Here is a 9,571-nt window from a genome sequence, read left to right as displayed (position 1 = left end):
CATGCTCAACCCAAGGCACAGTATGACCTTGTTGATAGAAACGTGATGGGCCAGCGTCTTCACCCCACTCAGCAATATCACCGACAGTGATATCCCACAGGTCAATAAAGTCATCGGCCAGCTCAATAAATTTGATGCCGTCTTCTTCTACTTCAATCTGGTCAGGGCCATAAATGGTGTCGATAGCAAAACGGGTTGCAATCGCACAATCATCCCCCACCGCTTTACGGACTTTTTCCAGTGTTTCCACCCAGAAACGAGCACGGTTTTCTAATGAACCACCATAACCGTCAGTGCGTTTGTTGTAATACGGGTTAAGGAATTGCAGAGGCAAATAGGAGTGAGCACCGTAGACATAAACGATATCAAATCCAGCATCGCGAGCACGGTAAGCGGCGTCAACATAGTACTGCTGCACCATCTTGATATCATCAAGATCCATCTCTTTACAGTAGCTTAATGTTTCAAATTCTGAGGCGAACTGACTAGGGCCACGAGGCGTTGCCCGGGTTTCCATATTCGGTGCATGAGCGGCGCCGTACCACATTTCGATACCGGCTAAAGCACCATATTTGTGAACTTCATCCGTCATCGCACGTAAATTACGGACGTCACCTTCATCCCAGATACGTGCTGACAGACGATGGGTATCATCTGATTCTGGATGGATTGAACAGTATTCGGTGTTCATTGCTGCCCAACCACCTTCCGCTTTCATCGAACGATGTGCTGCTTGGAAGCCTGGTCGATCTGAACCGGCACCAATGCAATGGGGAACCTGATAAAACCGATTACGCAATGTTTTTGGACCAATCTGAATTGGCTCAAAGAGTATGTCGTGCTTAGGATCGCGTGCCATTATGTTTCTCCCTATTTTATGAGTATTGGCAACGCTATTTTCAGTTCCACAGCCCATCTCAACAATTACTAAGAGGACTTACTTCCTAGGTAGTACGAATCTCAGAGGCAGCTGCTTTTTAGGGAGTATAGCCAACGATAAATTAGCCACGAACATGTTGAGAATTTATCAATTTTGATCCAAGTATCCTCTCTAAACATGACCAATTTCATTATTTAAAAAAATTGATTAAATTGAGAAACGTTGTGATGATGAGTGAAAAAAGATTAGACAGGTTCTCATTCCTTTTTTTAATTTAAACCATACACCAAGGGAATGAGGCAAGGTAATAAGCGAACACTCGAACCCTATTGATTCGTATCTATATATCAATTATCCGTTAGCTGAGAAACCATCATTGTTTGGCTTCAATCTTAAAATCGTCCTGAAGCTTAGCCCAATGCATTCTAAGGCCTTCTTTGTGTGCTTCGTCCATTGGTTGCATTTTCAGCGCTTCAGGCCATAGCTCTCTAGCTTTTGCCATTGTGTCATCTAAATGAGGCTTAATCGCTCGCCATGGAATGCCAGATTTCTCTGCCCATGACTGAAAATGAGTCATGGTGACGGTATACCATTCTTTGGTTTTACCGAGGTTGAGCGCATACTTGGTTTCATTTTCGATATACACACTCGTTGTAACGATATCGTATGCAGGAGAAAGTCGCGGCGTCACCTTATCAGGATACAAAAAGCTCCAGTTTTTTAGGTGTGCATCGCCATTTGCCAAAAGAATATTCACCAGTAATCGTCTTGCGAACTGTTGCACGTCTGCAAGGCCGTCGCCAGAAAAGTCATAAATGACTTTGCCGATATTCTCATAATTGGCTGAAGTGTATTTTTCGTGCGGGTACTTCACTAGAATTTGTGCAAAGTCTTCCATGTGAATGCGCTGGTCATCATTACGATCAAATCGCTTAATGGCAAAGGCTTGCTTTTCATCGGGTAAGTTAATTTGTGGCAGATTATCGAGCTTATCCAGGTCAACAAGTTTGATCTCAGGAATATCAACGCCGACCATACCCGCCAGTGACATAGCAGTGTATTCATTCAGTGGCACAAACTTGTGCTTGGTTGAGGGCGTTTTGATGATCCAATCACCCAGCACGTTGCCTTTAGATAAGTTATAGCGTCCATCCTTTTCCTTCATGGAAAACTTCATTTGCACGCCGGCCAAGGAAAACTTGTTTTCTTGGGTAACTTTATCGAACTTAACCGCCTTAGCCTTTCCGTGAGTGCTCAGGATGTAATCAGGAATATCTTCAGGTTCCATTGGCATAGCTTCGATTGCTCCCGGCAAGTCTTCGCCAAGGTACGAGAGAATGTGAAATTCATTATCAACGTGTACCTTCAGGCCTTGTGCAATCAGTTCGCGCAACGAGCCTTCTGGCAGCAGGTTTGAAAGCACAGGATGCAGCCGTTGATTCCGAGGCCATGGCTCGGCCATGAGTTTGGCTGCATTCGGAAACGAAGGGTGAGTGATAAGGCTGAATGTCGGGCGCTCAGGGTCATTTTTAAATGAGTCTGCAATGCTCAATACATTGCGGCCATTCTTAAAGCCGGCGAGATAGCCGACCAGTACGTCGTGGATGGAGAGCTGTAAGACGTTTACTTCATCATTGCTGTCTGTGCTCATTCATTTTCTCCCAACAATCCCTGCCATGGGTCATCAGCTAATGAGCTACTTTTTTCTTTGTCTGTCGGATGTGGATTGGTTGATGTCCCTGTTGGTGACAAGTTATCGTCAGCCAGTACTGCCAGCACAGCATTTAATTTTTCCTGAGGTATCAGCAGTAATTCACTTTTAAGCCCCTTGGCAATAAGTTCAAGCGTATCAAGACGTGGATTGCCTTTGGATTCCAACCGCTGATATTGCTGGCGTGATATACCAACGCGCAGCATCATATCGTGCTGCTTGAGTTCCAATGCAATACGGCGTTTTTTGATCTGTTCGAGTAGTGAATTCATAATGAAATATATAAGTTGCTATTTACCAATAAGAAACATATTAGTTTCTTTTTTACGTGTTAGCAATATATAAGTTTCTTTTTGAACTGGAAAGTGATTCTCCCACAAAAAGCAACATATAAATTGCTTTTATAGACATGCTTAGAAATCAAGGGCTCGGCAAACTGGATAAGTAGTTTCTATGCCTTATACCGTTCAATCAGATAGTTAACTAACTACAAACTGAATCCCACCCACCAGCAGCACGCTAAACAGCAAGACCAGGTAAGGCCACCGACCGGCTTTACGAGACGTTCCTGCTGTGTTGCCAGCTTGAATATCTTCCTGCATGGATTGGGGTAACTGACCTTTATCAATCAGGTAATGCCGCCAGCAAAATAATGGGATACTCAGGCTCGCCAGAATCAAACCACTCATCAAGGTGCCACTGCCCCATATATTGGCGCCCAACGCCATAAAGGTAATATTAAAAAACGCCATGACAATACCCGCAATAAATAAGACTTTCGGGGTTCGATAACAGCGTTTCCAGTCAGGTCTGTCGATACGGTGAATCCAACCGGCATTGAGAGTCAAAAAGTTAAAAATGATGTAACTGACACAAGATGCGGCAAGCAAAAATACATAATCAGACAGACTGAGTAACATCAGGTTAACGATAAGATTAGTCCACATCGCACGGGTCGGTGCACCGTGCTGATTTACCTGAGATAAATATTTAGGCAATAAGCCATCAATAGAACCCTGATATAAGGTGCGAGAAGATCCGGACATCGTGGTCATAATCGATAACATCAGTGCCAGCACCAGCATCACGACAAACATATCGACCATAATGCCGCTGTTACCCAAAATGCCGTAGAGCGCATTGGCAATGCCCATCCCACTATAAATATCGGCAGCTAACATGCCGTCATATCGTGCGGGCTGGATCACTTCGCCTGCGGCATTAAAATGCTGTGGTTCAATCATTTGTCCCAGCCCCATATGCCCCTGAAAGGTAAATGGAATCAGTACAAAAGCAAATAAACACAGCAAGCCTGAGTAGAGAATGGCGCGATAAGTATCACGGCTGGGGTCTTTAAACTCACGGGTATAACAGACGGCCGTTTCAAAGCCATACGTTGACCAGGCAGCAATAAACAGTGCCCCAGCCACTAAAGACCAGCCTTTAATATCCCAAACACCGGGTATTACATAACCATCAGCGTCATAGGCAAGCGCTGCTAATGGATAAAAATTACTCATGACCATATCACCAGTAATCAACGGCACAATGGCAATCAGCATCAATGGGGCCAGCCCGGACAGGCCAATAATCATCATCGCTTTGGCGGAGCGTAAAATGCCGCCGTTTTGAATAGCAAAAACCAACACCATTAATACGGCACCGATAATAAAGACGGCGTTGATTCGCAGACAAAGCCCGGCTTTAAGAAAGCTGAGATCGAGTAAAGTGATTTGCCAGGTATTAATCACCGCATCCGGCGGATAGGTCACGTTCAGAATATAACCGGCAGCCAGGGCAGAACCAATAGCCAGTACCGGCCCCCAAGCAACCCAGTTACACCAGATACACAGTGCGGCTACCCATTTACTGTAATTGGCCCAGGCAACCGAGCTGTGCACAGAGATACCACCGGTTTTATGCGGGAATAATCCGGCAATCTCAGCGTAGGTAAAGGCTTGTACAAGCCCGATAGAAATAGACACAATCCAGATTAACCAGGCAGGTTTACCGACTGTGGCAGCAATGGCTCCCATTGAAAATAACACTAGTGCCGGTACACCACTGGCAAGCCAGAAAGCACCGGTCCAGTCGATACTGCGGTGTAATGAAAAACGATTGTAGAGAGAAAGTGTTATCGGCCGCTGAGCTTTATTTTCCACCGTCTCTGACCTCACTTAATATTTGATGACACCATTGCCAATCAAAACAAGTAGTAACATACCACGCATCGTATTGTCAGTGATGGTTAACGCTAATCTGTATCTAACGACACTTCGGTGGGTTCAAAAAAACAGTCTTCCACCTGTTTTAGTGAGAGAGTTTCAGCCCGATGATACCCGATAGAATTAATAAGATACTGAACAGACGTGCAATGGTGGCTGGCTCAGATAAAAATACGATACCGAAAATCACCGTGCCAATCGCACCTATGCCTACCCAGACACCATAGGCAGTGCCTAGTGGTAACGTTTTCATTGCCACACCCAACAACCATAAACTCAAGGCAACGGTAACCAGAGCCAGCAGACTGGGGCCTAACTTGGTCAGACCTTCTGAGTATTTCAATCCCGCCGCCCAGACAACTTCCAGTAATCCCGCTACTACTAATGCTAACCAAGCCATATTAGCCCTTTTTATTAATCATTAATTGAGACCTAACCAGCCAACAACATTTTTTATACAACGTCTGATGCAGCAAGTTTTTCTGCTAAGTCATCTGGTAACACATAGTCTGTGACACTCAAGCCAAAGCCACTCATTGATGGCAGCTTTCTCGGCCAGGTCATCAGCCGCATTTCAGTGACGCCTAAATCTCTTAAAATCTGAGCACCAATGCCATAGTGTTTAAGCACATACTCATCAGCATAATTTCGATCAGACTGAATCAGTCGTTCCCATTCATCTTCATCACCATGAAGCAGGACCAGTACACCCGATCCTTGTTGCTGAATGTGCTGCATCGCCTCCGCCACGCTCCAGGTATGTCCGTGTCGGTCATAATCCAGCAAGTCCATACTATTAAACGGTGCATGCACTCTGACTAATGTTTCTTCACCAGCGACAGGAGTACCGTAGACCAATGCCAGATGTTTCATACCGGTGGTTTTATCTAAATAATCGTGGCGACGGAATGTTCCCAGCATGGTTTGCATTTCACGTTCATTTAAGCGAACCACATTTTGTTCATGCTGGTGACGATAAGCGATAAGGTCAGCAATGGTGCCGACTTTTAAATCATGCTGTTTGGCAAATTCGAGTAGATCGGGTAGACGGGCCATCGTGCCATCTTCATTCATAATTTCACAGATAACAGCCGCAGGTTCATGTCCTGCTAATGCCGCTAAATCACAGCCGGCTTCTGTGTGTCCTGCACGAGTCAACACCCCACCCGCCCGAGCCATTACTGGGAAAATATGTCCAGGGCTGACAATATCTTCAGGTGTGGCATTCGCTGCTACGGCTGCTTGGATAGTCACAGCACGATCTTGTGTGGAAATGCCCGTTGTGACGCCTTCAGCTGCTTCAATCGACAATGTAAAATTGGTTTCGAAACCCGCTTTGTTTTGCTTAACCATCAAGGGTAAGTTTAATTGTTCGCAGCGTTGCTCAGTGAGTGTCAGGCAAATCAGGCCACGTGCATGCATGGCCATGAAGTTCACTGCTTCAGCAGTGACATGACTGGCCGCCATAACAAGATCACCTTCATTTTCACGGTTTTCATCATCCATTAAGACAACCATTTTGCCCTGTCGAATATCCTCAATAATCGCTTCTGCACTAGCGATTTGTGCAGGTTGAGAATAAGACTTCAACTTAGATTGTGGCATGAGGATATAACTCCTTATAACTGATCAATAACGGCGTAGGCAGAATGATTATGGATAGATTCAAAGTTTTCACACTCCACACGGAAACCTGACACGGTTTCCTGCTGTGCTAATGCGACAGCAATATCTCTGACTAAATCCTCGACAAATTTGGGATTGTCATAAGCAAATTCGGTGACATACTTTTCATCAGGTCGTTTCAATAAACCATACAGCTGACTGGACGCTTGCTGCTCAATCAGCTGAATTAACGCATTCAGCGTCATATCTTCACTAATGCGGGCTTCAACCGTGACCAAAGAGCGTTGGTTATGGGCACCATAATCTGAAATTTTCTTGGAACACGGACAAAGGCTGGTCACGGGGATCTCAGCTTTTACGGTCAGCTCCAGTTTATCGGTGTAATCTGCGGTCAGTGTGATGTCATAATCCATGACACTTTTCACGCCAGAAACAGGTGCCGCCTTACTGATGAAATACGGGAATCGTAAGCTGACATGACCTTGTTTTGCACCCAGTAACTCCAACATATCGGCCATAAATGCAGGCATATTGCTCAGGCTGAATATGGCGTCAGGACGTTCCAGCAACTCGATGAAACGTGACATATGCGTGCCTTTCACATCAGCAGCCAGATGTACGTACATATTAAATTCAGCCACAACACGAATAGGGGTTTCTGTGGTTGACTGAAATAAAACCGGGTAACGGAGAGACTTTATACCCACTTTATCAATGATGAGTTGGCGTTTATCTGGCGTATTTTGAACATCTTCAAGTCGATGTGTTAAAGGCAGATTCATTATGTATCCTTAATTTTTTTGATTCACACATCGGTTGAATCAACTGAAAAAAACGGTGTGAATGACTGAAATTTTCAGCCATTCACCCAAAGGTCTCAAATCGCAATGAGTCCGAGGATAACCATGAAGAAATGGTTTCATCTAAAAACCAACTTCAGGTTCAGTATCACTTAGTTCTGGGGGTAAAAAAATTCCAAAGAAGGATTACTACCTTGGGGTTATACCCTTACCTATTGAGAGAAATTGGCTTGCTCCCAACGAATTCTGGCCCACAAGTAGGCATCCATAATCGATAATGCGTAAATAAAAATCCCACCAGCAAACTGGCCTATCACCGAAATACCGGGAGCAGCCATTTGGTAAGTGACCACGCCTAACACCAGCATAAAAAACAACATGGTCAAACCACGCATGGGATTGTGATTCACTACCTGTCCCACTCCCGGCAACACAATGGCAATCAACAAAACAAAGTAGGGATGCACAGGTCCCTGCAATAAGGCGCTAGGCTGCTTCATTTCGTACCTCACCCAGATGGTCTGCTAAGGCATCTAACTTGTATAACAAGCCCTTTATAAAGTTTGACTCAATGGGTTTGTCATCAAAATTAATCGCTCGCAGTAATAAATAATGTCCGCGGTCTGATTGCTTGGCTAAATACGTGAGTCGAATCGCACCAGGGGTAATCAACAGCTCTTTGCAGCGGTCATCAGCAAACAGAGCTTTCACGTCTTGATCGATGCTCGTTAGTGACGGTGGCTGGGTCTTTGTCATATAGCGGGCATGTTGCGGCCAGCCGCCTAAAGGCATAACGGGTTTTAGCCACAGCCATGATGGACTGAAACTCTCGGTATTTTGTGGTCTGGCTAAAATATCGATGGTCGCTCCACTGCTGTCTTTATGCTTTCTAAACAAGGTGATATGCATCCACATCACCGGTAACTTTCTGGCCGTCAGGTTATCGACCTCTACAGAAAGTTTGACTCTTGTATCATTCCAGTCGGCATATATGGATGAGTAGCCCTGTTCATCCGTTTTTGATGACGTCAAGTCAATTAAGTGATGGCAATCATCAAACACCTGACTTCGTGAAGCCAATACCTGCTGATGATGACGGCGATACATAACAAACAGACAGCTACTACTAAACAACACCAGCATCAGTGCATAGATGGCATCTGTATTCATTTAATATTCCTCTTTCGACTCAGAAAAAGTGTCCCGCAGCCATGACAGTACTGCGGGACTAAGGCTTATCTGACGATGGTTACCGGACAGTGAGAGCGCTGCACAATATGCTGCGCTATCGATCCTAATAACACTTTTGCAATGCCACTTCGTCCCACCGATCCGGTCACCACATGGTCATGCTCATGTTTCTCAGCATAATCAACAATGGCTTTGGCAATATCATGGCCGGATGCCGTGATGCAAAATACTTCCTCGAGTCCCTGAGAAGTCGCCCTGACCATGGCCTCACGTAGTTCCTGTTGGATTTGCGCATCAGCAGCATCCAGAATGCTCGAATCCCAAAAGTAACTATGTGAAATATCTTCACTGGTTGGTCTGAGGACATGGATAAATGTCAGCTTGGCACCGACTGACTTTGCCAGTTCGACAGCAAAATCCACCGCTTTCATCGCACTATGTGATCCATCAGTTGCACATAAAATATGTTTCATGCTCCTTCCTCCTAATAACCTTTAGGCCGCGGCCAAGGCATCGTAAATTGATCGCCCCGCTTCACGAACTGATAACGTCGTTTCACAAACCAGACTGAAGCCACGATATAAAACGCCATAATTGATAATAATGACGCCCCATACCCCAGGAAGGTCGCGAAATAGACCAAGGAACATAAACCCAGCAAGGTATACGCAGGAATAGGATGGAAAGGATGGATATAGCCCCGCTTAATCACATCCAATGGCCACATTTTTCTGAATTTGACCATATTGATGGACATGAAGGTGTAACCCAACAAACCAGACAGAATCGAGAAGGTAATGACCTGATCCAACAAGCCTGTGAACGCAAATGAAACAGCAATCGGAATCAGGAAAATAATCGATCTGAACGGTGTGCGGTAACGCGGATGAATGGCACCAAACCAGGTCGGCATATATCGATCCCGCCCCATGGAAAACCAGGCACGCGCCGCATCATTAATACAGCCATTAGCCGACGCAATCGCTGCGAACATAGTGCCGATAAACAACACCACCTGTAAGACCGGATTACCAATAATCGACGCAGCATCATACAACGGCGTGGTAGCCTGACCTAAATACTGCCAGGGCATCAGCCCGGTTGAGATATACCAAGTCAATGTCGCAGCGACTAATAA

10 protein-coding genes and 1 pseudogene are annotated in these 9,571 nt (G+C 45.3%); all 11 read right to left on the bottom strand.

The window, feature by feature from the left end; translation table 11 throughout:
- Positions 1 to 859 (bottom strand): annotated as a pseudogene (locus tag B4K20_RS02065) (dimethylamine dehydrogenase); the annotation flags it as partial.
- Between the two features lie 394 nt (positions 860 to 1,253).
- On the bottom strand, positions 1,254 to 2,531 hold the full coding sequence (locus B4K20_RS02060; protein WP_289281717.1) for a type II toxin-antitoxin system HipA family toxin: 1,278 nt from the start codon (positions 2,529 to 2,531) through the stop codon (positions 1,254 to 1,256).
- A complete protein-coding gene (locus tag B4K20_RS02055) occupies positions 2,528 to 2,863 on the bottom strand; it encodes a helix-turn-helix transcriptional regulator (RefSeq protein ID WP_289281716.1) in 336 nt (111 codons plus the stop codon). The genes B4K20_RS02060 and B4K20_RS02055 overlap by 4 nt, the downstream gene beginning before the upstream one ends.
- 207 nt (positions 2,864 to 3,070) lie before the next feature.
- Positions 3,071 to 4,753 (bottom strand): APC family permease, encoded by a 1,683-nt coding sequence (locus tag B4K20_RS02050; protein WP_289281715.1) that lies wholly within the window; start codon positions 4,751 to 4,753, stop codon positions 3,071 to 3,073.
- Positions 4,754 to 4,901: 148 nt separating this feature from the next.
- Positions 4,902 to 5,216 (bottom strand): quaternary ammonium compound efflux SMR transporter SugE, encoded by a 315-nt coding sequence (gene sugE / locus B4K20_RS02045; protein ID WP_091711153.1) that lies wholly within the window; start codon positions 5,214 to 5,216, stop codon positions 4,902 to 4,904.
- Between the two features lie 53 nt (positions 5,217 to 5,269).
- Positions 5,270 to 6,421, bottom strand: a complete 1,152-nt coding sequence (gene ribBA / locus B4K20_RS02040) for a bifunctional 3,4-dihydroxy-2-butanone-4-phosphate synthase/GTP cyclohydrolase II (protein WP_289281714.1) — start codon at positions 6,419 to 6,421, stop codon at positions 5,270 to 5,272.
- Between the two features lie 14 nt (positions 6,422 to 6,435).
- Entirely contained in the window at positions 6,436 to 7,224 is a 789-nt protein-coding gene (folE2, locus tag B4K20_RS02035) for a GTP cyclohydrolase FolE2 (RefSeq protein ID WP_289281713.1), read from the bottom strand.
- 230 nt (positions 7,225 to 7,454) lie between these two features.
- Positions 7,455 to 7,742: a hypothetical protein gene (locus B4K20_RS02030; protein WP_289281712.1), complete on the bottom strand. Its 288-nt coding sequence runs from the start codon at positions 7,740 to 7,742 to the stop codon at positions 7,455 to 7,457.
- Entirely contained in the window at positions 7,729 to 8,412 is a 684-nt protein-coding gene (locus B4K20_RS02025; RefSeq protein ID WP_289281711.1) for a hypothetical protein, read from the bottom strand. Before B4K20_RS02025 ends, B4K20_RS02030 begins: the two co-directional genes overlap by 14 nt.
- Positions 8,413 to 8,477: 65 nt before the next feature.
- The gene (locus B4K20_RS02020; protein WP_289281710.1) at positions 8,478 to 8,906 is read right to left on the bottom strand and encodes a universal stress protein; all 429 of its coding nucleotides are present in this window, start codon (positions 8,904 to 8,906) and stop codon (positions 8,478 to 8,480) included.
- An 11-nt stretch (positions 8,907 to 8,917) separates the two neighbouring features.
- Positions 8,918 to 9,571, bottom strand: a 654-nt coding sequence (locus tag B4K20_RS02015) for an APC family permease (protein WP_289281709.1), incomplete at its 5' end; no start/stop codon positions are given.

This window comes from Methylophaga sp. UBA5088, assembly GCF_002414625.1.
Lineage (GTDB): Bacteria > Pseudomonadota > Gammaproteobacteria > Nitrosococcales > Methylophagaceae > Methylophaga > Methylophaga marina.
Note: the sequence above shows the minus strand (reverse complement) of the source record. Positions and strands in the feature narration are given on the sequence as shown.

What these genes read in the sequence shown, in the direction of transcription:
- folE2 (WP_289281713.1), bottom strand. Translation starts at nt 7,224, where the DNA reads ATGAATCTGCCTTTAACACATCGACTTGAAGATGTTCAAAATACGCCA.
- B4K20_RS02055 (WP_289281716.1), bottom strand. Translation starts at nt 2,863, where the DNA reads ATGAATTCACTACTCGAACAGATCAAAAAACGCCGTATTGCATTGGAA.
- B4K20_RS02060 (WP_289281717.1), bottom strand. Translation starts at nt 2,531, where the DNA reads ATGAGCACAGACAGCAATGATGAAGTAAACGTCTTACAGCTCTCCATC.
- B4K20_RS02020 (WP_289281710.1), bottom strand. Translation starts at nt 8,906, where the DNA reads ATGAAACATATTTTATGTGCAACTGATGGATCACATAGTGCGATGAAA.
- B4K20_RS02030 (WP_289281712.1), bottom strand. Translation starts at nt 7,742, where the DNA reads ATGAAGCAGCCTAGCGCCTTATTGCAGGGACCTGTGCATCCCTACTTT.
- ribBA (WP_289281714.1), bottom strand. Translation starts at nt 6,421, where the DNA reads ATGCCACAATCTAAGTTGAAGTCTTATTCTCAACCTGCACAAATCGCT.
- B4K20_RS02025 (WP_289281711.1), bottom strand. Translation starts at nt 8,412, where the DNA reads ATGAATACAGATGCCATCTATGCACTGATGCTGGTGTTGTTTAGTAGT.
- sugE (WP_091711153.1), bottom strand. Translation starts at nt 5,216, where the DNA reads ATGGCTTGGTTAGCATTAGTAGTAGCGGGATTACTGGAAGTTGTCTGG.